The organism is Streptomyces sp. NBC_01267 (assembly GCF_036241575.1).
GTDB lineage: Bacteria > Actinomycetota > Actinomycetes > Streptomycetales > Streptomycetaceae > Streptomyces.
In genome coordinates this window covers 5,650,750-5,675,188 of record NZ_CP108455.1, presented here as the reverse complement: position 1 = coordinate 5,675,188, position 24,439 = coordinate 5,650,750, and the positions used below count along the sequence as shown (strand labels likewise).

Sequence of the window (24,439 nt, the reverse complement as noted above, 5' to 3'; positions counted from 1 at the left end):
CCTGCCTTTCAGGGGGTGCTGTCGATGAACAGGTGTTACTTCTTGGTCGAGGTCATCAGCACGTAGTCGTACATACCGAGGTACGCGTCGGTGACCGTGACGTTCGCCGCCGAAGTCGGGCGGTACAGCAGGTTCTTGCGGTAGAAGAGCGGCACGACGGACGCGTTCTCCATGACCTTCTGGTCGACGTCGCCCCAGATCGCGTTGCGCGCGGTGGTGTCGACGGTGCCGATGCCCTTGACGAGTTCGGCGTTGATCGCCTTGTCGTTGAGCTCCATCAGGTTGGTGCCACCGGAGGCCTTGATCGCCGTGCCGTCGACGATCTGGTCGAGGAAGCCGTAGCCGGTCGGCCAGTCGGCGCCCCACGCCATCATCATCATTCCGGCGTTGTTCTTGTGGACCCAGGCCGGGACGCCCGCGAAGTCGGTGAAGTACTTGTCCGCCGGGAACGTCTTGATGTCGGCGGTGATGTTGATCTTCTTGAGGCTCTGCTGGAGCTGCGTGGCGTTGGTGACCTCGTCGGGACGGTCGGAACGCGCGGTCAGCGTGGTGTGGAAGCCCTTGGGCTTACCGCACTTGGCCAGGTACTCCTTGGCCTTGGCGACGTCACCCTTGTTGCCCGGCGTCGGGTACAGGTCGAACTTCTTGTAACCGGCCACGGTCGGCGGGATGACCGTCGTCGCCGGGTCGCCCTTGACGCTGCCACCGATGGAGTCGACCATGCCGGCCTTGTCGGTGACGTACTGGACGGCCTTGCGGCAGTCGACGTTGTCGAACGGCTTCACGTTGACGTTCAGCGCCAGGTACTGCAGGGCGCCGGCGTACGGGTTGTCCGTCTTCGCCTTCTCGGCGGGCTTGACCAGGACCTTCGGCTGCGTCTTCGACTGCAGTCCGGTGCCGTTGATGTCGGCGGTGGACGTGTCGTTCAGCAGGTGCTCGTCGACCGTGGTGGGGTTGACGTTCAGGTTCAGGACGATCTTGTCCGGCAGCGCCTTGCGGACCGGGTCGGTCTTCGGGTCCCACTGCGGGTTGCGGACCAGCGTCGCGCCACGGCTCTCGCTGTACGAAGCGAACTTGTACGGGCCCGAGGAGACCATGTGCTGGACATAGGCGGCGCCCTTGTCGGCCTTCGCCGGCACGGGGGCCGTCTGCGAGAAGGCCGCGAGGTAGTCCATGTCCGCGAACGGCTTGTTCAGGTGGAAGACGATCGTCGAGTCGTCCGGCGTCTCGATGGACTTCAGACCGTCCGCCGACTTGTCCTTGTAGGGACCCTTGTACTTGTCACCGCCCGCCAGGTACGCCTTGAAGTACGTCGGGCCGTTGGACAGCGCCTCGGGCGCGAAGTTGCTGCGCTCGATGGCCCACTTGACGTCCTTCGACGTGATCACGGTGCCGTCGTCGAACTTCACGCCCTTGCGGAGCGTGTACGTCCAGGTCTTGGCGTCCGGGCTGGCCTTGCCGAGCCCCGTGGCCAGGTCGGGCACGAGCTGGAGGCTGTCCTTGCCCGCGGCGGGCTTGAAGGTCACCAGGGCACGCGCGTAGAGGCGGGAGAAGTTCTGCACCCAGCCGTAGTACGTGTTGCCCGGGTCGAGGGAGTCGGGACCGCTGGAGTGCTCGTAGGTGACCGTCCCCCCCTTCTTGTCGGTCTTGTTGACGATGCTCGTCAGACCGGCGTCGGCCTTGGCGTTACCGCCGCTGCCTCCGCTGCCGCTGTCGCTGCTGCCACAGGCGGTCGCGGCCAGTCCCAGCGCCACCGTCACGGCTATCGCCGCTGCCGTCTTCCTGCTGTTCATCGTGAGGAAAGCCCCCTCGGTTGTCCGGTGCGGCACGGCCGCGATTACTTGCCACGGGGGTCGAGTGCGTCACGCAGCCCGTCCCCCAGCAGATTGAAGGCCAGCACGGTGATGAAGATCGCCATGCCGGGAATGACCATGAACATCGGGTCCACCTGGTAGAGGTCGACCGCGGTGGACAACATGCCGCCCCAGGAGGCCTGCGGCGGTGCGATACCGACACCGAGGAAGCTCAGGGACGCCTCGAAGAGGATGTTGGTGGGAATCAGCAGCGTCGAGTAGACGAGGATCGGCGCGATCAGGTTCGGCAGCAGCTCGCGGAAGAGGATGAACGGGCCGCGCGCGCCCAGCGAACGGGCCGCCTCGACGAACTCCCGCTCCCGCAGGCTCAGCGTCTGCGCGCGGACGATCCGGCCCATGTAGGGCCAGTTGAAGAAGCCGATCACGAAGATCAGTACGACGATACGGAGCGTCAGACCGTCCAGGCCGAACGCGTGGCCCTGGAGCGAGGCCGAGATGGAGATCGCGAAGAGCAGCAGCGGGAAGGCCAGGAACGTGTCCATCAGCCGGCTGATGCCGCTGTCCACCCAGCCGCCGTAGAAGCCCGCCACCACGCCCATCACGACGCCGATGACGACGGAGAGCAGCGTGGACCCTGCGGCGACGACCAGCGAGACCCAGGAACCCTCGATGATGCGCGCGAGGATGTCCCGGCCGGTCTGCGGTTCGACGCCGAGCGGATGGCTCCAACTGATGCCGCCGAAGCTGCCCTTGGGCGCCAGCAGGGTCGGGTCGACCAGGCTCTGGTGGAAGCTGTTGGGGTCGAGTCCGAACATCGCCTGGATCGGCTTGGACAGGATGGCGACCAGGACCAGCAGGAGCACGACGATGCCGCCCGCCATGGCGACCTTGTCCCGCTTGAAGCGCGTCCAGGCGATCCGGCCGAGCGACCGGCCCTCGATCTGGCTCTGCGTGGCCCCCGTGAGTACTGCCTCCGGCTGCGCTTCGGCAGTCGCTCCGGTGGTCTCGATCGGTGCGGTCACAGTGCCTTAGACCCCTCCCGGCCGGTGGTGGCCGGCCCGTACCTGCCGCGGTGGCGGCTGCTGTGCGTGAAGCGCATCGGGTGATGCCACTGGTGGTGTCACTGAGCTGAGTTGATGCCGCTGTGCTGAAGCACCGGACGGGTCCTCAGCGGCATGTCGCACACGGACACGACGATGCGCGTTAGCGGGGAGTCTTCATGGCGGTTGCGATCACCCGCCAGACCTGACGGGGAATGTTTGCGCAAACGTGATGCGCTCAATGAGCTTCCGTTATCCGGACGTCGGAGGCGGCTGAGCGGTAAACCTGCGTACGAATCCCGCAGATCGGACATGGCGCCCAACAGGCGCTATCGGCGCTTTAATTGGGACGGTCAGCCTACCGGCGGGTACCCGTACCCGGCCGCCGGTGCGGGCGCCACCTGGGCCTCGCGGTCGTAGAACGGACGGGAGTTGGCGCGCAGCCACATCCCGACCGGGTCGTACTCGTCGGACATCGCCACGGTCGAGACGGGCAGCCCTTCGGGCACGGCGGCGATCGACTGCTGCATCATCGCCCGCACGGAGTCGATGGACTGCTGGCTCGTGTCGTACAGATCGAGACCGATGGCCAGATAGGGCGTGCCGAGCGCGGGCTGCACCCAGACGCGGCGCAGGGAGCGGACCGCGGGCGTGTGGTGGGCGCTCTGGGTGAGCAGCGCGTAGAACTGCGGGATGTCGATGGCCGGTTCGGACAGCCGGAGCGGCCCGGCGGGCATCCGGTCGAGGCCGGTGGCGATCCGGCGCAGATCGGTCCACGGGATGCCGACACCGCCGCCGGGGGCGTGCGGGTTGAGCCAGATGCCCCAGCGGTCCGGGTAGAGGGACCGGGCGAGGTCGCGCCCGGTGACCACTTCGTGCGAACGGTTCCAGCCGGAGACCGCGAGTTCCTGGGCGGAGGTCACGCAGGGGGCGTAGCCGAGGCCTTCGATCTCCATGTTCCCGTACTGGGCGTCGGGTGCTCCTGCCTGACCGTGCCAGAGCAGCATCCAGACCTGGCTGTCGGCGAGTGCGTGCAGCAGTGCCTCGTAGGCGTCGTACCGCCCGGGGGTCACCTGGCGCAGCATGTGCTCGACCTGCCCGGCCGCCGCCGTGCCCGACGCACTCACTCTGGGTTCCGCCCCTCTTCGATCCGCCTTCCCCCGGCTACCGCCGGGAGGCAACCCCACCGGCCGCCCGCCCACCGGTCATTCCACGCATCCAACCAGCTTAGGCCGGTCCGTGCCCGGTCACCCCCTACGACGCGGACCTGACATAGAAGGGCCTGATCTTCTCCAGCATCCAGTCGGTGACCGGGTCCTGTGCCACGTCCAGCAGGACGAGGTTGACCGGCCAGGGGACCGCGACCCGGCCGAGTGCCCGGCCGAGCGCGTCCATCGGGGCGTTCCGGCCCGCGCCGTCCCAGGTCGCGAACTCGACGCCGACGAAGAGGACCGGGTCGCCGCCCTCGATGGAGGCGAGTGCCCGGCGGGCCGAGCGCACCACGCCCGTCTCCTCGAACTCGCCCGCCGCAGCGGAGAGGAAGTCGACGGGCTCCTCCTGCCAGTCCGGTTCGAAGAGCCGCACCCTGCCGCCGGTCGCCGGGCCGTCCAGCGAGGTGTGTCCCGCCCGGCACAGCTCGGCCACGGCGGGCGGCGGCAGCGGCATGCCGACGGCGCCGCCCGGGTTCACCGCGATGCCCGCCTGCGGCGGCAGCCCGCGGGCGAACTCGACCGCCGGAGCCACCGTGAAGGAGAAGTGCGAGCCCATGCACCGGACGAACTGCGCCTCGGAGCTGAAGACCGGGACGTACGCCGCGCCCTCGATGTCGAGCATGGGCAGATCGAGCGAACTGCTGTCGTTCCCACCGCCGTTGGGCAGCGGGACCCAGACGCTGCTGCGCCCCAGCACCTCGATCAGCCGGCCACCCGCTTCGGGGTTGCCGATCGAAGCGGCCAGTACCTCTTCGAGCTCATTGCCCGGCCATGCCATGTCCACCGAGGTATCCCCTTCTCACCGGTCGTCTGCCGGACGACCCTAACGACCCGGTGCGCGAGGTCGTCACTCCGGCCGTCGTTCCGGCCGTCCGCGAACCCGATGCGGCGCAGCACCGCTGCCGCGTCCCGGTCGAGCAGCACCGCGGATCCGCACCCGGCGGGCAGCAGTTCACGCTCCGCGTCCCGGACCAGCGCGGCCACCGCTCTGCGGTGCCTGGCGAAGGCGTACGCCGAGACGCCGCGGCCCCGCTCGGCCTGTCCCGCCCGTGCCACCTCCGGCGCCACGTCGAGCAGCAGCAGGTGCAGGGCGCGCCCGCGCCGCCGGGCCGCGCGGGCCAGCAGTCCGCGCACCCAGGACTGCGTACCGCAGTCGTGCACGACGACGCTGTCACCGGAGCGCAGGGCCCGCCACAGCCCGAGGTAGTGCGTGGTCCGCACCAGCGGCCGGTAGGTCCAGTACGGCAGGGACCGGGGCATCCGGCGCTCCCAGCGCTCCCGCGCGTCCTGCGAGTCGATCCGGTGGGCTACGGCCCGCCGTAACAAGGTGGACTTGCCGCTGCCCGGGAGCCCCGACACGACCACCACGTCCCCGGCGGCGAAGACCAGGCCGTACGGGCTGCGGCCGGCCCGCTCGCGCAGATCACGGACCGTGGACACCGTACGGTCGCCCCCGGCCGTACGCGGGCGGGGCCCTGGGCGCACGGGCACCGGCCGCGGTCCGCCGGTCGCGCTGTGGACGTGCTGCCCCTGGCCTTGCCCGTTCATGAGCACTCCCCCTGTCGGGCCCCCCGGCTACCTGCCCACGAAGGGTAAAGAAAGAGTAATGCGATACGGGCGGTTCGCTGCCGGTCCGGGCATGCGATGATGTGCGCGCCAACTCCATACAGGCCGTTCGAATCCGCGCGGGAGAGTCCCCGACCACTGGTCGGGGCGCCGAAGGAGCAAGTCCCTCCCTTGTAATCTCTCAGGCCCCGTACCGCGCGGACGAGGCAGATCTGAAAAGCGGGCCGCCCTGGTGCGGTCCCACCCAAGGTGCAAGCCGCGCCCTCTCGACAGGCGCCGGCGAACCTCTCAGGTTCCGATGACAGATGGGGAGGAATCGTCCTCACCTGTCATGCCCCGGGAGCACCGCATATGAGCAGCACCCCCCGTCTCACCTCACTCGACGCCCTGCACCGTTCGCTGGGTGCGACCATGACCGACTTCGCGGGCTGGGACATGCCGCTGCGCTACGCCAGTGAGCGCGACGAGCACAACGCCGTACGGACCCGTGCCGGGCTCTTCGACCTCTCCCACATGGGCGAGATCACCGTCACCGGCCCGCAGGCCGTGGACCTGCTGAACTACGCGCTGGTCGGCAACATCGGCACCGTGGGCGCCGGCCGCGCCCGCTACACCATGATCTGCCAGGAGGACGGCGGGATCCTGGACGACCTGATCGTGTACCGGCTGGCCGACCAGGAGTACATGGTCGTCGCCAACGCCGGTAACGCCCAGACCGTGCTGGACGCGCTCACCGCCCGCGCCGAGGGCTTCGACGCCGAGGTGCGGGACGACCGGGACGCGTACGCGCTGCTCGCCGTGCAGGGCCCGGAGTCCCCCGGCATCCTGAAGTCGCTGACCGACGCCGATCTGGACGGGCTGAAGTACTACGCGGGCCTGCCCGGCACCGTCGCGGGTGTCCCGGCGCTCATCGCCCGTACCGGTTACACGGGCGAGGACGGCTTCGAGCTGTTCGTGGACCCGTCCGACGCCGAGAAGCTCTGGCAGGCGCTGACCGAGGCCGGCGCGGCCGTGGGCCTGGTGCCGTGCGGGCTCTCCTGCCGCGACACGCTGCGGCTGGAGGCGGGCATGCCGCTGTACGGCCACGAGCTGACCACCGCGCTGACCCCGTTCGACGCCGGTCTCGGCCGGGTCGTCAAGTTCGAGAAGGAGGGGGACTTCGTCGGGCGTACGTCCCTCGAAGCCGCCGCCGAGCGCGCCGCCGCCGCGCCGCCGCGCAAGCTGGTCGGGCTGATCGCCTCGGGCCGCCGGGTCCCCCGTGCGGGCTATCCGGTCGTCGCCGACGGCCAGGTCGTCGGCGAGGTCACCTCCGGCGCACCGTCGCCCACCCTGGGCAAGCCGATCGCCATCGCGTACGTCGACGCGGCGCACGCCGAGCCCGGTACGTCCGGTGTGGCCGTGGACATCCGCGGTACGCATGAGCCGTACGAGGTCGTGGCGCTCCCCTTCTACAAGCGCCAGAAGTGACCCACACCATCTCAGCCCGTAAGACCACCGTTCATCAGCACTCCCCCGCATCCAGGAGAATCAGGTCATGAGCAACCCCCAGCAGCTGCGTTACAGCAAGGAGCACGAGTGGCTGTCGGTCGCCGAGAACGGCGTCTCGACGGTCGGCATCACGGAGTTCGCGGCCAACGCGCTCGGTGACGTCGTCTACGCCCAGCTCCCTGAGGCCGGCTCCACGGTGACCGCGGGCGAGACCTGCGGCGAGCTGGAGTCGACCAAGTCGGTCAGCGATCTGTACGCCCCGGTCACCGGTGAGATCACCGCGGTCAACCAGGACGTCATCGACGACCCGTCGCTGGTGAACACCGCCCCGTACGAGGGCGGTTGGCTGTTCAAGGTGCGCGTCACCGGTGAGCCGGACGATCTGCTCTCCGCCGACGAGTACGACGCTTTCTCCGCCGGCAACTAGGGACTCCTTCATGTCGCTTCTTGATTCCTCCCTCCACGAGCTCGACCCGGACGTCGCCGCCGCTGTCGACGCCGAGCTGGTACGCCAGCAGTCCACCCTCGAAATGATCGCCTCGGAGAACTTCGCCCCGGTCGCGGTCATGGAGGCCCAGGGCTCGGTTCTCACCAACAAGTACGCCGAGGGCTACCCGGGCCGCCGTTACTACGGTGGCTGCGAGCACGTCGACGTCATCGAGCAGATCGCCATCGACCGCATCAAGGCGCTCTTCGGCGCCGAGCACGCGAACGTACAGCCCCACTCGGGTGCCCAGGCGAACGCCGCCGCGATGTTCGCGCTGATCAAGCCCGGTGACACGATCATGGGTCTGAACCTCGCGCACGGCGGGCACCTCACCCACGGCATGAAGATCAACTTCTCCGGCAAGCTCTACAACGTGGTCGCGTACCACGTCGACGAGAAGACCGGCGAGGTCGACATGGCCGAGGTCGCGCGCCTCGCCAGGGAGTCCCGGCCGAAGCTGATCGTGGCCGGCTGGTCCGCGTACCCGCGCCAGCTGGACTTCGCCGCCTTCCGCAAGATCGCGGACGAGGTCGGCGCGTACCTGATGGTCGACATGGCGCACTTCGCGGGCCTGGTCGCCGCGGGTCTGCACCCGTCGCCCGTCCCGCACGCGCATGTCGTGACGACGACCACCCACAAGACGCTGGGCGGCCCGCGCGGTGGCGTGATCCTCTCCACCGCCGAGCTGGCCAAGAAGATCAACTCCGCGGTCTTCCCCGGTCAGCAGGGTGGCCCGCTGGAGCACGTGATCGCGGCCAAGGCCGTCTCGTTCAAGGTCGCGGCGACGGAGGAGTTCAAGGAGCGCCAGCAGCGCACCCTGGACGGCGCCCGCATCCTGGCCGAGCGTCTGGTGCAGCCCGATGTCACCGAGCACGGCGTCTCGGTCCTCTCCGGCGGCACGGACGTGCACCTGGTCCTCGTCGACCTGCGCGACTCCGAGCTGGACGGCCAGCAGGCCGAGGACCGTCTCCACGAGGTCGGCATCACGGTCAACCGCAACGCGGTCCCGAACGACCCGCGCCCCCCGATGGTCACCTCGGGTCTGCGGATCGGTACGCCCGCGCTGGCCACCCGCGGCTTCCAGGCCGAGGACTTCACCGAGGTCGCCGACATCATCGCGGCTGCGCTGAAGCCCGCATACGACCGGGAGGCGCTGGCCGCCCGGGTCACCGCGCTGGCCGAGAAGCTCCCGCTGTACCCCGGCCTGAAGTAAACGCACCACATCGGTACGTTCACTATCCGTACGCTGTAAACCGTACGTTTTTGTACGAACCACGGGGCACCCGCACACTGAACAGTGAGCGCGGTGCCCCGCACCGTGTACCCCTTCTCTGCACCACCCCGGCAGACAAAGGCGTCTACCAAGATCTAGGAGTCCCCGTGGCCATATCGGTCTTCGACCTGTTCTCGATCGGCATCGGCCCGTCCAGCTCCCACACGGTCGGCCCCATGCGGGCCGCCCGGATGTTCGCGGCCCGCCTCAAGAACGAGGGTCTGCTGGCGCACACGGCCACCGTGCGCGCCGAGCTGTACGGCTCGCTGGGCGCGACCGGCCACGGACACGGCACCCCGAAGGCGGTGCTCCTCGGCCTGGAGGGTGAGTCCCCCCGTACGGTCGACGTCGAGCACGCCGACGAGCGCATCGACCAGATCCGCGGCACCGGCCGCATCAACATCCTCGGCGCGCACGAGATCGCCTTCGACTTCGACGCGGACCTGGTCCTGCACCGGCGCAAGGCACTTCCGTACCACGCCAACGGCATGACGGTCCTCGCGTACGACAGCGAAGGCGCCACGCTCCTGGAGAAGACGTACTACTCGGTGGGCGGCGGCTTCGTGGTGGACGAGGACGCCGTCGGCGAGGACCGCATCGTCCTCGACGACACCGTGCTGAAGTACCCCTTCCGCACCGGCGACGAGCTGCTGCGGCTCACCCGCGAGACGGGGCTGTCCATCTCCGCGCTGATGCTGGAGAACGAGAAGGCCTGGCGCACCGAGGCGGAGATCCGCTCCGGGCTCCTCGACATCTGGCACGTCATGCAGGCCTGTGTCGCACGCGGCATGTCCCGCGAGGGCATCCTCCCCGGCGGCCTCAAGGTCCGCCGCCGCGCGGCCAATTCGGCCCGCCAGCTGCGCGCCGAGGGCGATCCGCTGGCCCGTGCGATGGAGTGGATCACCCTCTACGCGATGGCCGTGAACGAGGAGAACGCGGCGGGCGGCCGGGTCGTCACCGCCCCGACGAACGGCGCGGCGGGCATCATCCCGGCCGTTCTGCACTACTACATCAACTTCATCCCCGGCGCCGACGAGGAGGGCATCGTCCGCTTCATGCTCTCCGCGGGCGCCATCGGCATGCTCTTCAAGGAGAACGCCTCCATCTCCGGCGCCGAGGTCGGCTGCCAGGGCGAGGTCGGCTCCGCCTGCTCGATGGCGGCGGGCGCGCTGGCCGAGGTGCTCGGCGGCTCCCCCGAGCAGGTGGAGAACGCGGCCGAGATCGGCATGGAGCACAACCTGGGCCTGACCTGCGACCCGGTCGGCGGTCTGGTGCAGATCCCGTGCATCGAGCGCAACGGGATGGCGGCGGTCAAGGCCGTCACCGCGGCGAAGATGGCCATGCGCGGGGACGGCAGCCACAAGGTCTCCCTGGACAAGGTCATCAAGACGATGAAGGAGACCGGCGCGGACATGTCGGTCAAGTACAAGGAGACCGCGCGCGGCGGGCTCGCGGTGAACATCATCGAGTGTTGAGAGAGCGGGCCCCTGACGCGGTCCCGGCTCCTTCGTGTCCAGCGCCCTCGCGCGGCGGGGCCCGGCCCGGTCGTCAGCAGACGACCGGCATGCTCCGCAGGCCGTAGACGATGTCGTTGAGCCTGAAGTCGGACCGCGTCAACGGCCTCGCCAACCGCAGCCCCGGCACCCGGCGCAGCAGCGTGACGAGCGCGATCCGGAGCTCGATCCGGGCCAGCTGGTGGCCGATGCACTGGTGCGCGCCGAACCCGAACGCCAGGTGGGTGCGGGCCTGCCGGCCGAGATCGACGGTGTCCGGGGCCGGGAAGACACTCTCGTCCCGGTTGCCCGACGGGACCGCGGCGACCAGCCACTCTCCCGCCTTCACCGCGGTGCCGCCGACGGAGAGGTCCTCGGTGGCGTACCGGAGCAGCCCGAACTGGATCACCGAGAGATAGCGCAGCAGCTCCTCCACGGCGGCGCCGATGGTGTCCGGCGCGGCACGCAGCGCAGCCATCCGGCCGGAGTTCTCCAGCAGCACCAACGTGCTCAGTGCGACCATGCTGGCGGTCGTCTCGTGTCCGGCGACCAGCAGCAGCTTGGCGAGCGTGACCAACTCCTGCGTGGTCAGCGGCCGGTCGGTCTCGTTGCCCCGGTCGATCAGCCGGCTGAGCAGGTCGTCCTGCGGCTCGGTGAGCCGCTGCCCGATCACCTCGCCGAGGTAGCCGTCCAGCCGCTGGTCGGCCGCGTCGCGGGTCGCCTCGTCGGAATCGAAGCCCATCAGTACCTGGCTGTCGCGCCGGAACGCCTCGTGGTGGTCGTAGGGCACGCCGAGCATCTTGCAGATCACCAGCAACGGGATCGGCAGGGCGAAGTCCCGGACCAGGTCCGCGGTCGTCCCGGCGAGCATCGCATCGATGTGCTCATCGGTGATCTTCTGGATGTACGGCCGGAGCGCCTCCGCCCGCCGCATGGTGAACTCGCCCATCAGCAGCCGCCGCAACCGCGCGTGCTCCGCGCCGTCCAGCTGGATCATGAAGCCCGGGACCGGGTCTCCTCCGTCGAACGACGGCAGCATGTGATTCGAACCCGCGCCGCGTGAGCTCAGCCGCGGATCCGCGAGTACGTCCTGCACGTCCTTGTACCGACTGACCAGCCACGCGGTCATCCCGGCCGGGCAGCGGACCAGCGACACGGGCTCCCCGGCGCGCAGCCGGGTGTAGGTCTCGTCGGGGTCGAAGGAACAGGAATCCGGCCTGGTGACCGGGAAGTCGCGGACTTCCGTACGGGAGGTGAGGTGGGCGTCCGTCATGCGGGGCAGCTCCAGACCGATGGGTCACATCATTTCGCTGACGACGCCCCATTCAACGGATTTCCAATATCTTCGCGCTCGAACGTAAATTACCGTTCGACATAATCACCAGGACCACTGTCGAGGGTCGCACCGATACGGTCAAGCTGATTATTCCGATTCACCGGATCGCATGATGCGATCCATGAGCCGGATACGCGAAATACACCCGGCAGCGCGCGGCCCACCCCAGGAACGCCCCAGAAGGATTGGTTCCAGGCGGACTGGGCATTGGATCGCACCATGCGATCGAGTACATCGAAATTATGAGCTTGACCGAATCCACTGGACCGCCGACAGTGGTTCTGAAGATTCCACCGACAAGTGTCGCGCACAGGAATTTTCGAGACAGGAAAGATCCGCGAACGGCTTTCCCCGGTTACACGCTCCGCGTGAAATTACACGCTCCGCGTGAAACAGAGAGCCGTGAACAGGGAGCAATTCATTCGCGGCCGTGCTCCGGCGTTGCGTCGCGTCGACGGAAAGCACGGTGATCCCATTGGGCGGGCAACAGGACGACTCGGTCTGCGCCCGGATGCCGCTCTCCGGCATCACGGTGGTGGACGTCTCCACGCTGTTCGCCGGTCCGTACGCGGCGCAGCTGCTCGCCGACTTCGGTGCCGAGGTGATCAAGGTCGAGCACCCCTCGGGTGACCCCCTGCGCCGCTTCGGCCAGTCCCACGACGGCGTCCCCCTGCTGTGGAAGGTGCTCAACCGCAACAAGAAGTGCGTGACGCTCGACCTGAAGCGGGCCGAGGACAAGGACCGGTTCCTCGCCGTGGTTCGCGACGCCGACATCCTGATCGAGAACTTCCGCCCCGGCACACTGGAACGCTGGGGCCTCGGCCCCGATGTGCTGCGGGAGGCCAATCCCGCGCTGGTGGTCACCCGGGTGACGGCGTTCGGTCAGGACGGTCCGTACGCCGGCCGGCCGGGGTTCGGCACGATCGCGGAGGCGATGAGCGGGCTCGCGTCGATGTCCGGTGAGCCCGACGGCGCTCCGCTGCTGCCGCCGTTCCCCCTCGGTGACGCCCTCGCCGGGCTGCATGCGGCGCTGGCCTGCATGATCGCCCTGCACGCGCGGGGGAGGACCGGCCGTGGCCAGATCGCCGATGTGGCGATCACCGAGGCCGTGATCGGCGCGCTCGGTGCCCAGATCACCGGCTACGACAAGGCGAAGGCCAAGCCGGCCAGGGTCGGCAACGGCTCCACCAACAACGCTCCACGCAACGTCTACCGCTGCGCCGACGGCACCTGGGTGGCGGTGTCGGCGCCCGCGCAGTCCGTCGCGGAACGGGTGATCACTCTTGTCGGCCGGCCTGACCTGGTCGACGAACCGTGGTTCGCCACCGGCACCGGCCGTGTCCGGCACCGGACGCTGATCGACGAACTCGTCGGCGGCTGGATCGCCGACCGTGACCGGGACGAGGTCGTCGCGGCGTTCGACCGTGCCGAGGCGGCCGTCGCCCCGGTCTACGAGGTCGACGACGTGCTGGACGATCCGCACTTCCGGGCCCGGGAGGTCGCGGTCCGCGTCCCTGACGGGGAACTGGGCACGGTACTGATGCAGAACGTGCCGTTCCGGCTGTCGGAGACGCCCGGTCGTGTCCGGTGGGCCGGCCCCCCGTTGGGGGCGCACACCGACGAGTTGCTCGCGCGTCTGTCGGCAGAACAGGGCACGACCAGTGGAACCTGACCCGCGCAGCCGTCCGGTGTTCCGGAGCTGCCTGTACGTACCCGGGCACCAGCCCGACCGGATCGAGCGGGCCTACGCCTCGCAGGCCGATGCGGTGATCCTGGACCTGGAGGACGCCGTGCCGGCGTGGGAGAAGGACCGCGCGCGGGAGATCGTCGCGTGCCGCACGGCTCAGCCGACCGTCAAACCGACCTATGTGCGGGTCAACGGGATCAGCACCGGCCGCTGTCTCGACGACGTGGCCGCCGTCGTCGGCGCCGGACTCGCAGGCGTCCGGATGGCGAAGACGCGCCACCCCGACGATGTCCGCCAAGTGGCGTCGGTGCTGGAGCAGTTGGGCAGCTCGGCGACCATCCATCTGCTGATCGAGTCCGCGCACGCGCTGGAGAACGTCTACGGGCTGGCCACCGCGTCGAAGGCGGTGACCATGCTCGGTCTCGGCGAGTCCGACCTCCGTGCGGACCTGCGCACCGGGCTGGAGGGCCCGACGATGGACGCCGGCAGGGCCCGGGTGATCATCGCGTCCAGGGCGGCCGGCCTGCCCAGCCCGTGCCAGAGCGTGTGGCCGGAGCCCCGCGACCTCGAAGGGCTGCTGCGCTCCAGCGTGCACGGCAAGAACCTCGGCTTCATCGGCCGGATGGCGATCCACCCCGACCAACTGCCGATCATCCACGACGTCTACACGCCCACCACCGGCGAGATCAAGGACGCCCAGGAGATCTGCGAAGCGGCCGACCTCGCCCTCGCGAACAACGCATCGGTCGTGCTCACTCCCCAGGGCAGGCTGGTCGCTCCCCCGATCATCGCCAACGCCAAGCAGACGCTGTCCCTGGCCGACGCGCTCAACCTGATGACGGAGGCGTCATGACCGATGCTCTGCTCACCGCTGTCCGAACGGGACTGCGGATCTACGACCTGGCCCAGCCGCTGGCGAACGGGATCCCCTGCTCGCCCAACCATCCCGGCTTCCGGATGTCGCTGGCCCGCCGGCACGGCGACATGGTCCGCCCCGACGGCGGGTCCGCCGCCAACGAGCTCATCGTCACCGGCGGCCACGTCGGCACCCACGTCGACGCGCTGGCCCACGTCTCCCAGGACGGGAAGCTGCACGGCGGCGTCGACTGCGCGGACGCCCTGACCGGCGGCAGGTTCTCCGTGCACGGCGTGGACACGATCACGCCGATGATCGTGCCCGGGGTGCTGCTGGACGTCGCCGCCCTGCACGGCGTGGACTGCCTGCCCGCCCATCACGGCATCACCGCCGACGACCTCGCCGCCGCCGCGAAGCGCGCCGGAGTGGCGCCGTCCGAGGGTGGGGTGTGCCTGGTCAACACCGGGTGGAGCACGTGGTGGTCGGCTCCGGACACCTACCTCGGCACGGCCAGCGGTGTGCCGGGCGTGACCCCGGACGCCGCCGAGTGGCTCGCCTCGCACCGGATCGTCGCGGCCGGCTCCGACACCACGGCCTTCGAGCAGGTGCACCCCGAGGTCGGCCATGCCACCATGCCGGTGCACCGCATCCTGTTGGTGGACAACGGGATCCACATCATCGAGCACATGCGGCTGACGGAGATAGCCGAGCGGGGCGTCGCCGAGTTCACCTTCGTCCTGTCCCCGTTGAAGATCGTCGGTGGCACGGGGTCGCCGGTCCGGCCGCTGGCCGCGGTCAGCGAGGTGTGACGGTGCGTGGACTGGTCGACGTCGTCGGCGAGTACGCCGAGTCCGTGGCGCGCGGCGGTCTGCCGGCCGGCCGGCGCTCCTGCGCGGTGCGGGCGGTGTCGGACACGGTCGGCAACATGATGTTGGCGGCCGACCAGCCGGTCGCCGATCTGGTGACCGAGGTGGCCGGCAGGTGGGGCAGCGCCGACGTGGCCACCGTGGTGGGTCGGTCGCAGCGGTTTCCCCCGGGCAGCGCCGCCTTCGTGAACGGCACGCTGGCGCACTGCATGGACTTCGACGACACCCATCTGCCGTCGGTGCTGCACCCGAGCGCGTCGGTCGTGCCGGCCGCGCTGGCCGTCGCGGAGGAGACCGGTGCCGGTGGGCCCGCACTGCTCGACGCCGTCGCCGTGGGGGTCGAGGTGTGTGTGCGGCTGGGCATGGCCGGCTACGACAGGGAATTCGGCAACTCGATCTTCTTCGAGCGGGGCCAGCACGCGAGTTCCATCTGCGGTGCGATCGGGTCGGCCGTCGCCGCCACGATGCTGTCCGGCGGCGACGCGGGCACCCTCGCCGACGCGGTCGCGATCGCCGCGAGCATGGGATCCGGGGTGCTGGAGGCGAACCGGACCGGCGGCAGTGTCAAGCGGATCCACACCGGGTGGGCGGCGCACTGCGGTGTGTCCGCCGCGCAGCTCGCGACCGCGGGTCTGACCGGTCCGCCGACCGTGCTGGAAGGCCGGTTCGGGTTCTTCCAGGCCTTCTGCGGTGACCGCGCCGTACCGGAGATCGTCACCGCGGGCCTGGGTGCGCACTGGTACTCGGAGTCCTTGCACATCAAGCCCTATCCGTGCAATCACTTCACGCACACCGGGATCGACGCCGCCCTGGAACTGCGGGCACGCGGCGTGACACCGGACGACATCGTCGCGATCGAGGCCGGGGTGGCGCAGCCGGTGCTGCGCACCATCGCCGAACCACCGGCCGTCAAGGCTGTGCCGGAAAGTGGTTACGCGGCCGCGTTCTCCGGTCCGTACACGATCGCTTCCGCACTGGTCGGAGGCGGCGGACTCGGCCTCTACCTGGAGGACTTCACCGACGAGGCGGCCTGCCGGCCCGAGGTACTGGCGCTGGCGGCGAAGGTCAGCTGTCACGCCGACGCCGCGTGCACGGCGGACTTCCCCGGCCAGTTCCCGACAATCCTGACCGCGAGACTGCGCGACGGCCGTACCGAGCGGGTGGCCGTGATGACCAATCGGGGCGGCCCGCACCGGCCGCTGTCCCAGGCCGAGCTGGACCTCAAGTTCGACCTCGGCACCCGGACCCGGTGCGACGGGGCCACCTCGCGCGCCCTGCGCGAGGAGATCCGGAGCCTGACGGGTCCGGCGACCGCGCGCACGGTCCTGCGTCTGATCACCTTGGCAACTACCAGTACGGAGGCCCGCGATGGCCGGTGACGACACCACCGTATGGAAGATCCTCGACCCGGCGGTCGACCCGTGGGATGCCGACGAGTACCTGCGGACCGCGGTCCGCTGGCACTTCGGCGAGGACACCGGCTCGCCGTTCTGGCTGCGCCGGGCCAGGACCCTCGGTTTCGATCCCCTCACCGAGGTCGGCACGTTCGACGATCTGCGCAAGTTCCCCAACGTGGTGGACGAGTTGCGCGACGTCCCGGTCGAGGACCTCGTGCCGCGCGGGTACGGTCCGAACCCGCCGGCTCCGCACGTCTTCGAGACCGGCGGCACCACCGGCGCCCCCAAGCGCATCATCCTGATGCCGGACTGGATCGAGGCGGCCGTCGAGCGGTTGCGCAAGGGCCCGCAGTTCGCGGGCCGCCGCAGGGCGCACATCCTGGTCGCCACCCCCACCGGTCCGCACAAGATCGGCGTGTTCTACGACTTCCTGGTCGAGCGGGAGAACATCGTCAAGTTCAGCATCGACCTGGACCCGCGCTGGGTGAAGAAACTGATCGCCCGTGGGGAGACCGAGCAGGTCGCCGCCTACGTCGAGCACGTCCTGGACCAGATCGAGCACGTCATGGCCACCCAGGACATCGGTCTGCTGGTGATCACCCCGCCGCTGCTGCAGGCGTGCACCCGCCGCCCCGAGCTGACCAAGCTGATCAAGGACAAGGTCGACCTGATCTTCTGGGGCGGCGCGCACATGACCATCGACGAGCGGTTCGAGCTGGAGTACGAGTACTTCCCCGGCGTGCGGATGCTCAGCCGGTACAGCAGCGCCCTGATCCTGGAGGGCACGACGGAACGGGCCGGTCTTTCCCGTGACGAGGACATCGTCTACGACACCCGCAGCCCCGTGGTGACCTTCCGGGTGGTGGACCCCGCGACCGGCGAACAGGTCGAGTACGGCACCCGTGGCCAGGTCGTGATGAGCCACGTCAGCAAGGTCATGTTCCTGCCGAACAACAGGGAGCGCGACACGGCGATCCGGGTGCCGGCGCCGGAGGGACACCTCGGCGACTCGGTGTCCGCGCCCCAGCCGGTCGAGACGTTCGGCGGCGAAGCCGTCATCGAAGGCATCTACTGACCCACCCGCCCCGGCCGGGCGCGGAAGTCACCGTGCCCGGCGCGGGAACCCATCGCAATCGCTGTACTGCCGACGACGTGCACCGTGAGGAAGCCATGACCATGCGCAGCAGCTTCGCCGGGATACCGGTCCGCCACACGCCGGAACGGAGCTGAGCCGATGTCCACCGACCTGTGCGTGCCGACCGGTTCCGGCACGGTCAGGGGCTTCTGCGACGACCGGGGCGTGATCCACTGGCGAGGTGTCCCGTTCGGCTTCGTGCCGCAGCGGTTCCGTCCCGCCGAACCGCTCGCGGTCGCTGGTGATCTGGACGCCACGCACTGGGGTCCGGTCAGCTGGCAGGCCCCGCCGTACCTGGAGAAGAAGCTCACCACCACGCTCCCGGGCGTCGTCGAGTCCGAACAGTGCCTCAACCTCAACGTCTGGTCCCGCAGTTACGGGGACGGCCGGCCGCGACCGGTGCTGGTGTGGATCCACCCCGGCCGGAACACCTGCGGCGCCGGCGCCCAGCCCAGGATCGACCACTGGACGGTCGCCGCCCAGCACGAGGTCGTCGTGGTCAGCGGCAACTACCGGCTCGGACCGTGGGGCTGGCTGCACCTGGGGCTGCTCGACGACCGGTTCACCGGCACCACCAACCTCGGCGTGCGTGACCAGGTGCTGCTGCTGCGCTGGGTGCGCGAGAACATCGGCGCGTTCGGCGGCGACCCGGACAACGTCACACTGTTCGGCAACTCGGCCGGTTCCTCCAACGTCAGCACCCTGTTCGGGGTGCCCGAGGCGCGCGGCCTCTTCCACCGGGCGGCCGTCTACAGCGGCAATGCCGAGCAGCCCACCACCGCCGCCGAGGCCGTCGAGTTCGCCGAGGACTTCCTGCGCTCGGCGCCGTCCCTGGCCGGCGGCCCGGCCGGACTCGCCGGCCTGTCCAATGTGGAACTCCGGTACATGCACCGTCAGTTACTGAGAAAGGGTCAGGTCCACTACCGACCGGTGATCGACGGCGAGCTGATCCCGAAGGCACCGCTGGATTCCGTTCGGGAGGGCCTGATAGCCGACGTGCCGTTGCTGGTGTCCGTGACCTCCAACGAGGCCCGGTGGCACGACCTGGTCTCCGACACCGAGATCGACCGGCTGTACGCGGCGCTGCCCGCCACGGACCCCTCGCTGACCCACGACGAGAAGATCGACGTCGTCTCCCGTCACGTGTTCATCGATCCCGCGCGGCGTCTGCTCGACGCGGCTGCCGTTACCGGTACGTGCTGGGCGCAGGTCTTCGACTACCACGCGACCACGTCACTGACGGCGGCAGACCCCCGTATCAAGGGGCGCGCGATGCACACCTGCGACATCGAGTCGTTGTTCTGCGATCTGGCCTCGGGTACCGACACCGACCGTGCGGTCGCTGCCGTCGAACAAGGCGCGCTGGTGGCCCTCGCCACCGACGGCAGACCGGGCTGGGGTCCGTACGACAGCGAGAAACCCGTCGCGCGCTGGGTCGGCCCCGCGCCGAGGACCGGGGCACTGCCGACACCTTGACCTGAAAGGCCCACCACCGATGGCCGCCACCGCCGTCAACAGCGGGCGCGAACTGAGCCACCGACAGATCCTCCACCTCCTGTCGGGGCTCCTGCTCGGCCTCTTCCTCGCCCTGCTGGACCAGAGCGTGATATCCACCTCGATCCGCACCATCGCCAACGACTTCCACGGCTACGCGCTCCAGGCCTGGGTCACCACGGCGTACCTGGCCACCTCCACGATCACCACCCCGCTGTACGGCAAGCTCTCGGACATCTACGGGCGCAAGCCGCTCTTCATGTTCGCCATCTCCGTGTTCATGCTGGGATCGCTGCTGTGCAGCTTCTCGGCGTCGATGTACCAGCTCGCCGCGTTCCGCGCGGTACAGGGAATCGGGGCCGGCGGGCTGGCGTCGCTGACGCTGACCATCCTCGGTGACCTCGTCGCACCCCGGCAACGCGCCCGCTACCAGGGGTACTTCCTCGCCGTGTACACCGGTTCCGGCCTGTTCGGGCCGGTCGTCGGCGGTCTGTTCTCCGGTACTCGCAGCATCGCCGGTATCACCGGCTGGCGCTGGGTGTTCCTGGTCAACGTGCCACTGGGGCTGGTGTCGCTGCTGGTGGTGTGGCGGGTGCTGAGACTGCGATCGGTCCGGCGCGAGGACGTACGGATCGACTGGCCGGGCGGTCTGCTGCTCACGGTGGGCCTGGTGCCCCTGCTCGTCGTCGCCGACCAGGGCCGCACCTGGGGCTGGGGCGCGCCGGACTCCGTGCTCTGTTACTGCACCGGGTCCGGCGGTCTGCTCGTGTTCGTCCTCGTCGAGAAGGCCATGGGGGAGCACGCGTTCGTCCCGCTGCGCATCTTCGGCGACGCGCGGTTCAGCCAGGGCCTGGGGCTGGCCGTGGTACTCGGTGCCACACAGCTCGGGGTGATCACGCTGTTGCCCCAGTACTTCCAGGTCGTGCTCGGTCTGACCCCGACTGTGGCCGGATTGCTGCTCCTGCCGACGCTGCTGGGCACCGTCGTCGGATCCGTGGTGTCCGCGCAGATCGTCTCGCGCACCGGCACGTACCGTACGCACACCATCGTCGGTGCTGTCGTGTTCGTGACCGGCGTCTTCCTGCTGCAATTCCTGCATACCGACTCGGCGTTGCCGGGGACGTCCGTACTGACGCTGTTCGTCGGTCTCGGTCTCGGGGCGTTCAACCAGCCGCTGAACCTGGTGATGCAGAACATCCTGCCGGGCAGCGACATGGGGGTGTCCACGGCCGCCGTCACGTTCTTCCGGCAGATCGGCAGCACCTTGGGCGTGGCGCTGTTCCTGACGCTGCTCTTCTCGTTCGCCGCACCCGACATCGCCGCCGAACTGCGCGTCGCCGGAGGGCAGCACGTGCCGGACGTCGGCAGTCTCGTCGCGGACACCTCGGTGCTGGACCGCCTCCCCGCTGCGACCGCCGGTCCGGTCCGGCACGGCTTCGCCGACTCGATGGACACCGTGTTCCTGTGCATGTCCGCGTTGGCGCTGGTCGGCCTGATCCTCCAACTCTTCTGGAAGCCCGTGTCCCTGGGGGCGCGCGCCGGGCGGCGGGAAGGCTCCACCGGGTGACCGGCCGGGGAGGAACTCCATGTCACCGCACCCCGGGTGCCCGTGCCACCGCACTTCCGACGTGAGACCGAGGGGGCACACCGGCGATCTGCGCGTACGCCACGCACTCCGGCACGTTTCCTCTCCGGCGTCGAGGTGTACGGATGGTCCCCGGTATCCCCCGGTGTTCCCCGCGTCCCCCGGTGTTCCCCGCGTCCCCGGTGTTCCCCGTGTCCCCCGTAGCCGCTCAGGACGCGAAGACGATGACCGCGACGACGAAGCCGACAAGAAGGATCATGGCCAGCGAGAGAAGGGGCGGGCTGACGATGCCGCCCAGCGGCTGCCGTTGGCGCATCCGGTCCTGGCGGGTGCGCCACTGGACGTATCCCGCGACCATGACGCCGCTCGACAGGGCGATGAGGTAGCCGGCCAGTGCCAGCCGCAGGGCACGAGGGGTGATGCCGGTGAGCCTCACGACGGCGAAGGAAGCGGCCAGCAACGCCAGTGACGTTCGTGACCAGGCCAGCAGGGTGCGCTCGTTGGCCAGGGTGGCCCGGTAGTCGGGTTCCTCGCCCCGCTGCCACCAGGCCCCGGACCGGGAGGTGTCCGCTTCGTCCTCGGGCATCAGCGGTCACCCCCGCGGGCCGGGCCGGAAGGCGTACCGGCGGGCCGGGTCATCCGGTCAGTCCGCTGATCGCGTCGCCGACGTACTTGGCGCCCAGAACGACCAGCACCGTCGTCATGATGGCCGCGTCGTGCCGGGTCATCCACGTCCGCCACTCGCTCAGCACCGCCTCGGACCGGCTGCCGCCGAGGAGGTACGTCCCCAACGGCAGCAGAGTGCACAGCGACCCGATGAACACCATCAGGACAGCGGCGACGGTCTTTCCGCCCGGACTCGCGCCGGAGGCCGCGATGGAGAGGGCCCCACCCACGGCGAGCACCAGGTTCTTCTGGTTGGCGACGGCCAGCCCCGCGGCCAGCCCGGCAGATTTCCCGGGAGAGAAGCGGTCGATGGCCCGCATCCAGCCCGGCTCCGCGAGACCTCCGGACGCCGCGACCTGACGAGCCCACCCGGGTGAGCGCGGCATCGTGGACCGGTCCCGCCCGGTCACCGGCCGCTCCTTCTGCTGTGTCTGCGGTTGCGGTTGCGGTTGTACACGAGCAGGGCCCCGCACAGGAGGCCGATCACGAACATGATCAGGAGGGCCGCGTAGAGCGGCATCGTGACCACCGGCACCACCAGACGGATCTTCACCTCCCGGGTGTTCTCCGCGATCAGGACGATGGCCAGGGCGGCCAGCACCAGGGCCAGCCAGCGGGTCGGGGTGAGGCTCTCACGCCATCTGGAAGCCCTTGATGTGCTGGGACCGCGTGAGTCGGGGCCCTGCGGGGAGCCGGGGCCGTGCGGGGAGTAGGGGGCTTGTCCGTCGCTCATGGCATCAGGATCAGCCCCGGCGCGCCGGGATCCCTGCCGCCGGCTGCGCCACGAGTGCCGTATCACCCGTCCGGCCGTCCCGGCGACCGGAGGTTCCACCGGCCCCGGAGCCGCCCCAGGAGCCCACGGGCACGGGCTGCCGCTCCTGGAGCGCCGGTCGCGTGGAGCCCGCCGCACCGCCTCGAACGGAGCACGTGCACTCGTGGAACGCGGCTGCCCAACCGAGGGTGGAGCTGGTGCTTCGGCCCTGCCGCCGATCCGGCCAACCGCCAGCAAGGGAGACCACGTTGTCCCAGCACACCGAGCCCAAGCCCGCGCAGCCGACGATCGCCGCCGCCAACAAGGCGCTCACTGCCCGTCTGCCGTTCGACGACACGCAGGACATGGAGGACGCCGAGCGCGGCTTCATGGGCACGGCCGGGAACAACCTGATCACCGACGGCACCGGGCGCACCGTGTGGGACCTCCACGCGTACGGATTCCTGAACAAGGACTGCCCCGACACCGCGAATCCGAGCCTGTGGAGGCAGGGCAAGCTCTGCGCCGACCACGGACTGTTCGAGGTGACCGAGGGCATCTACCAGGTCCGCGGCTTCGACCTGTCGAACATGACGCTCGTCGAGGGCGAGCGCGGCATCCTGGTCATCGACCCCCTGCTGACCACCGAGACCGCCGCCGCCGGCCTCGCCCTGTACCGGGAGCACCGGGGCGACCGCCCGGTGACCGGCGTGCTGTACACCCACAGCCACGTCGACCACTTCGGTGGAGTACGCGGAGTCGTCACCGACCAGGACATCGCCGACGGCGTACCGGTCCTCGCGCCGCTGGGTTTCCTGGAGCACGCGGTCAGCGAGAACGTCTACGCGGGCACCGCCATGAGCCGCCGCTCCGCGTACATGTACGGCGCCGCCCTGCCCAAGGGCGGACGCGGCCAGATCGGCGCGGGTCTGGGCCTCACCGTGTCCACCGGCGCGGTGACCCTGATCCCGCCGACGCTCGACATCACCCGCACCGGGCAGACCGAGACCGTCGACGGCATCCGCATGGTCTTCCAGCTCACCCCCGGCACCGAAGCCCCGGCCGAGCTGAACATCCACTTCCCCGACCGTTCCGCCCTGTGCATGGCCGAGAACGCCACCCACAACCAGCACAACCTGCTCACGCTGCGGGGGGCCGAGGTCCGCGACCCCCGTGTCTGGGCCCGCTACCTCACCGAGGCGATCGACCTGTTCTCCGGAGCGTCGGACGTCGCCTTCGCCTCGCACCACTGGCCGGTGTGGGGCCGGGAGCAGCTGACGCGGTTCCTGTCCGAGCAGCGCGACCTGTACGCCTACCTGCACGACCAGACCGTGCGCATGCTCAACCGGGGAATGACGGCCCTGGAGATCGCCGAAGCCATGCAGATGCCCCCCGCGCTCGAACGCGCCTGGCACACGCACGGCTACTACGGCTCGGTCAGCCACAACACCAAAGCGATCTACCAGCGTTATCTGGGCTGGTTCGACGGCAACCCGGCCCACCTGTGGGAGTACCCGCCGACCGAGGCAGCCCGCCGCTACGTGGACTTCATGGGCGGCGCCGACGAGGTCGTGCGCCGGGCCCGGCAGTCCTTCGCCGACGGCGACTTCCGCTGGACCGCGCAGGTCGTCAACCATGTGCTGTTCGCCGACCCGGGCCACGCCGACGCCCGCGAACTGCAGGCCGATGCCCTGGAGCAGCTCGGTTACGGCAGCGAGAACGGCACCTGGCGCAACTTCTACCTCACCGGCACCCTCGAACTGCGGCAGGGGCCGGTCGGCACCCCCACCGCCACCACCTCCCCCGACATGTTCGCCGCGCTGACGCTGGACCAGCTCTTCGACGCCCTCGCGATCCGGGTGGACGGCCCCGGATCGTGGGACACCGACATCGCCCTGCGATGGAACATCACGGGCCAGGACCCCGTCACCCTCCACCTGCGCAACGGCGTGCTCATCCACACGGCCGGTCGCGGACCCGCCACACCGGACCCGGACGTCGAAGTCACCCTCACCGAGGCTGATCTGCGCTCGCTGCTCCTCGGCACGGTGAGCCCCGACGACCTGGCGGCACGTCCCGGGGTCGAGATCGGCGGCGAGGCGGGCAAGCTGGCCGAACTCCTCGGCCACCTCACGGACCCCGACCCCGACTTCGCCGTCGTCACGCCCTGAACACCCCGAACCCTCACGTGCGTCGGCGCGTGACGGGACGCCTGCCGGACAGCTGACGCCGGGCCCGCTCCCCTCCGGAGCGGGCCCGGCGTCTGTAATGCCCGAGTAACGGCGTCGCTCTAG

General features: G+C 69.6%; 20 protein-coding genes, 1 pseudogene and 1 riboswitch. Of the genes and pseudogenes, 12 read left to right on the top strand and 9 right to left on the bottom strand.

Annotated features, from left to right (window positions below; translation table 11 throughout):
* Nucleotides 1–35: 35 nt before the first annotated feature.
* The 5 genes and pseudogenes from OG709_RS25985 to OG709_RS25965 all read right to left on the bottom strand — a co-directional run.
* Nucleotides 36–1,793: an ABC transporter substrate-binding protein gene (locus tag OG709_RS25985; protein WP_250297679.1), complete on the bottom strand. Its 1,758-nt coding sequence runs from the start codon at nt 1,791–1,793 to the stop codon at nt 36–38.
* Nucleotides 1,794–1,837: 44 nt separating this feature from the next.
* Entirely contained in the window at nt 1,838–2,836 is a 999-nt protein-coding gene (locus tag OG709_RS25980) for an ABC transporter permease (protein WP_250297680.1), read from the bottom strand.
* A gap of 371 nt (nt 2,837–3,207) precedes the next feature.
* Nucleotides 3,208–3,981: an enhanced serine sensitivity protein SseB C-terminal domain-containing protein gene (locus tag OG709_RS25975; RefSeq protein ID WP_266640631.1), complete on the bottom strand. Its 774-nt coding sequence runs from the start codon at nt 3,979–3,981 to the stop codon at nt 3,208–3,210.
* Between the two features lie 127 nt (nt 3,982–4,108).
* Complete coding sequence (locus OG709_RS25970; protein ID WP_329167759.1) at nt 4,109–4,843, bottom strand: enhanced serine sensitivity protein SseB; 735 nt, start codon at nt 4,841–4,843, stop codon at nt 4,109–4,111.
* Between the two features lie 92 nt (nt 4,844–4,935).
* Nucleotides 4,936–5,613: pseudogene (locus OG709_RS25965) on the bottom strand (AAA family ATPase); the annotation flags it as partial.
* Nucleotides 5,614–5,741: 128 nt separating this feature from the next.
* Nucleotides 5,742–5,837, top strand: a riboswitch (glycine riboswitch).
* Nucleotides 5,838–5,982: 145 nt separating this feature from the next.
* Between OG709_RS25965 and gcvT the strand changes: the two are divergent.
* The 4 genes from gcvT (at nt 5,983) to OG709_RS25945 (ending at nt 10,354) form a co-directional block, all read left to right on the top strand.
* On the top strand, nt 5,983–7,098 hold the full coding sequence (gene gcvT / locus OG709_RS25960) for a glycine cleavage system aminomethyltransferase GcvT (protein ID WP_250297683.1): 1,116 nt from the start codon (nt 5,983–5,985) through the stop codon (nt 7,096–7,098).
* 67 nt (nt 7,099–7,165) lie between these two features.
* Complete coding sequence (gene gcvH / locus OG709_RS25955; protein WP_266640635.1) at nt 7,166–7,546, top strand: glycine cleavage system protein GcvH; 381 nt, start codon at nt 7,166–7,168, stop codon at nt 7,544–7,546.
* 10 nt (nt 7,547–7,556) lie between these two features.
* Nucleotides 7,557–8,819 carry a serine hydroxymethyltransferase gene (gene glyA, locus OG709_RS25950; RefSeq protein WP_250297685.1) on the top strand — a complete coding sequence of 421 codons (1,263 nt, stop codon included), beginning with the start codon at nt 7,557–7,559 and terminating at the stop codon, nt 8,817–8,819.
* 167 nt (nt 8,820–8,986) lie between these two features.
* Nucleotides 8,987–10,354 carry an L-serine ammonia-lyase gene (locus OG709_RS25945; RefSeq protein WP_329167758.1) on the top strand — a complete coding sequence of 456 codons (1,368 nt, stop codon included), beginning with the start codon at nt 8,987–8,989 and terminating at the stop codon, nt 10,352–10,354.
* A 73-nt stretch (nt 10,355–10,427) separates the two neighbouring features.
* Here the strand turns inward: OG709_RS25945 and OG709_RS25940 are convergent, their stop codons facing one another.
* Entirely contained in the window at nt 10,428–11,645 is a 1,218-nt protein-coding gene (locus OG709_RS25940; RefSeq protein WP_266640638.1) for a cytochrome P450, read from the bottom strand.
* 529 nt (nt 11,646–12,174) lie between these two features.
* On the opposite strand from OG709_RS25940, the gene OG709_RS25935 reads away from it, so the two are divergent.
* The 7 genes from OG709_RS25935 (at nt 12,175) to OG709_RS25905 (ending at nt 20,710) form a co-directional block, all read left to right on the top strand.
* Complete coding sequence (locus tag OG709_RS25935; RefSeq protein WP_401273791.1) at nt 12,175–13,380, top strand: CaiB/BaiF CoA transferase family protein; 1,206 nt, start codon at nt 12,175–12,177, stop codon at nt 13,378–13,380.
* Nucleotides 13,370–14,248 carry an HpcH/HpaI aldolase/citrate lyase family protein gene (locus tag OG709_RS25930; RefSeq protein WP_250297688.1) on the top strand — a complete coding sequence of 293 codons (879 nt, stop codon included), beginning with the start codon at nt 13,370–13,372 and terminating at the stop codon, nt 14,246–14,248. The genes OG709_RS25935 and OG709_RS25930 overlap by 11 nt, the downstream gene beginning before the upstream one ends.
* Nucleotides 14,245–15,060: a cyclase family protein gene (locus OG709_RS25925; RefSeq protein WP_250297689.1), complete on the top strand. Its 816-nt coding sequence runs from the start codon at nt 14,245–14,247 to the stop codon at nt 15,058–15,060. The genes OG709_RS25930 and OG709_RS25925 overlap by 4 nt, the downstream gene beginning before the upstream one ends.
* Nucleotides 15,061–15,062: 2 nt before the next feature.
* Entirely contained in the window at nt 15,063–16,496 is a 1,434-nt protein-coding gene (locus OG709_RS25920; RefSeq protein WP_329167757.1) for an MmgE/PrpD family protein, read from the top strand.
* The gene (locus OG709_RS25915; RefSeq protein WP_266640643.1) at nt 16,486–17,589 is read left to right on the top strand and encodes a phenazine antibiotic biosynthesis protein; all 1,104 of its coding nucleotides are present in this window, start codon (nt 16,486–16,488) and stop codon (nt 17,587–17,589) included. Before OG709_RS25920 ends, OG709_RS25915 begins: the two co-directional genes overlap by 11 nt.
* Before the next feature lie 159 nt (nt 17,590–17,748).
* Nucleotides 17,749–19,125: a carboxylesterase family protein gene (locus tag OG709_RS25910; RefSeq protein ID WP_329167756.1), complete on the top strand. Its 1,377-nt coding sequence runs from the start codon at nt 17,749–17,751 to the stop codon at nt 19,123–19,125.
* Nucleotides 19,126–19,144: 19 nt separating this feature from the next.
* Nucleotides 19,145–20,710: an MDR family MFS transporter gene (locus OG709_RS25905; protein WP_329167755.1), complete on the top strand. Its 1,566-nt coding sequence runs from the start codon at nt 19,145–19,147 to the stop codon at nt 20,708–20,710.
* A 226-nt stretch (nt 20,711–20,936) separates the two neighbouring features.
* On the opposite strand, the gene OG709_RS25900 is transcribed toward OG709_RS25905, so the two are convergent.
* Genes OG709_RS25900 through OG709_RS36110 form a run of 3 tightly spaced genes read right to left on the bottom strand, consistent with a single transcriptional unit; the run spans nt 20,937 to nt 22,127 of the window.
* Entirely contained in the window at nt 20,937–21,314 is a 378-nt protein-coding gene (locus tag OG709_RS25900) for a YidH family protein (protein WP_266640646.1), read from the bottom strand.
* Nucleotides 21,315–21,363: 49 nt separating this feature from the next.
* The gene (locus OG709_RS25895; protein WP_266640648.1) at nt 21,364–21,804 is read right to left on the bottom strand and encodes a GAP family protein; all 441 of its coding nucleotides are present in this window, start codon (nt 21,802–21,804) and stop codon (nt 21,364–21,366) included.
* A complete protein-coding gene (locus tag OG709_RS36110) occupies nt 21,801–22,127 on the bottom strand; it encodes a LapA family protein (RefSeq protein WP_374211181.1) in 327 nt (108 codons plus the stop codon). The genes OG709_RS25895 and OG709_RS36110 overlap by 4 nt, the downstream gene beginning before the upstream one ends.
* Nucleotides 22,128–22,510: 383 nt before the next feature.
* On the opposite strand from OG709_RS36110, the gene OG709_RS25885 reads away from it, so the two are divergent.
* Nucleotides 22,511–24,316, top strand: coding sequence for an alkyl/aryl-sulfatase (locus OG709_RS25885; protein WP_443068588.1), 1,806 nt, complete (start codon nt 22,511–22,513; stop codon nt 24,314–24,316).
* Nucleotides 24,317–24,439: the final 123 nt, after the last annotated feature.

What these genes read in the sequence shown, in the direction of transcription:
- OG709_RS25985 (WP_250297679.1), bottom strand. Translation starts at nt 1,793, where the DNA reads ATGAACAGCAGGAAGACGGCAGCGGCGATAGCCGTGACGGTGGCGCTG.
- OG709_RS25970 (WP_329167759.1), bottom strand. Translation starts at nt 4,843, where the DNA reads ATGGCATGGCCGGGCAATGAGCTCGAAGAGGTACTGGCCGCTTCGATC.
- gcvT (WP_250297683.1), top strand. Translation starts at nt 5,983, where the DNA reads ATGAGCAGCACCCCCCGTCTCACCTCACTCGACGCCCTGCACCGTTCG.
- gcvH (WP_266640635.1), top strand. Translation starts at nt 7,166, where the DNA reads ATGAGCAACCCCCAGCAGCTGCGTTACAGCAAGGAGCACGAGTGGCTG.
- glyA (WP_250297685.1), top strand. Translation starts at nt 7,557, where the DNA reads ATGTCGCTTCTTGATTCCTCCCTCCACGAGCTCGACCCGGACGTCGCC.
- OG709_RS25940 (WP_266640638.1), bottom strand. Translation starts at nt 11,645, where the DNA reads ATGACGGACGCCCACCTCACCTCCCGTACGGAAGTCCGCGACTTCCCG.
- OG709_RS25925 (WP_250297689.1), top strand. Translation starts at nt 14,245, where the DNA reads ATGACCGATGCTCTGCTCACCGCTGTCCGAACGGGACTGCGGATCTAC.
- OG709_RS25915 (WP_266640643.1), top strand. Translation starts at nt 16,486, where the DNA reads ATGGCCGGTGACGACACCACCGTATGGAAGATCCTCGACCCGGCGGTC.
- OG709_RS25910 (WP_329167756.1), top strand. Translation starts at nt 17,749, where the DNA reads ATGTCCACCGACCTGTGCGTGCCGACCGGTTCCGGCACGGTCAGGGGC.
- OG709_RS25905 (WP_329167755.1), top strand. Translation starts at nt 19,145, where the DNA reads ATGGCCGCCACCGCCGTCAACAGCGGGCGCGAACTGAGCCACCGACAG.
- OG709_RS25900 (WP_266640646.1), bottom strand. Translation starts at nt 21,314, where the DNA reads ATGCCCGAGGACGAAGCGGACACCTCCCGGTCCGGGGCCTGGTGGCAG.
- OG709_RS36110 (WP_374211181.1), bottom strand. Translation starts at nt 22,127, where the DNA reads ATGAGCGACGGACAAGCCCCCTACTCCCCGCACGGCCCCGGCTCCCCG.
- OG709_RS25885 (WP_443068588.1), top strand. Translation starts at nt 22,511, where the DNA reads ATGGAGGACGCCGAGCGCGGCTTCATGGGCACGGCCGGGAACAACCTG.